This window comes from Ensifer sp. ENS06 (assembly GCF_014852205.1).
GTDB lineage: Bacteria > Pseudomonadota > Alphaproteobacteria > Rhizobiales > Rhizobiaceae > Ensifer > Ensifer adhaerens.
The window spans coordinates 1-362 of the sequence record NZ_JACVBC010000055.1; the positions used below are offsets into that span (position 1 = coordinate 1).

The window sequence follows — 362 nt, forward strand, 5'->3', positions numbered from 1 at the left end:
CGATCTCGACCAGCACATGGGCGCGACGGTCAAAACGCATGGAGGCGCTTTCGAACGGCACGGCCAGCCGATGTTCGAGAAGGTGGGTGCGGACGGCGACGATCTTCATGGGCTATCCTCGCAAAACGCTCATTTCTGACGCTTGTTCGCACCGATGAGCGCGTCGAGCATGGCGACTTCCTCCTCGGTCAAGTCTTTCAGCGGCGCACGCACCGGACCGGCATCAAAACCCTGCAGCCGCACGCCGGCCTTGATCGCCGACACCGCATAGCCCTTGGCGCGGTTGCGGATGGCCATGAACGGATAGAAGAAGTCGTTGAGGATGCGCTCGCAGGTGGCGCGCTCGCCGGCGCGAAGGGCGG

At 63.8% G+C, this 362-nt stretch carries 1 pseudogene; it reads right to left on the reverse strand.

The annotated features are described in order from the left end of the window. Positions 1-129 precede the first annotated feature (129 nt). Positions 130-362: pseudogene (locus tag IB279_RS38295) on the reverse strand (5-dehydro-4-deoxyglucarate dehydratase); the annotation flags it as partial.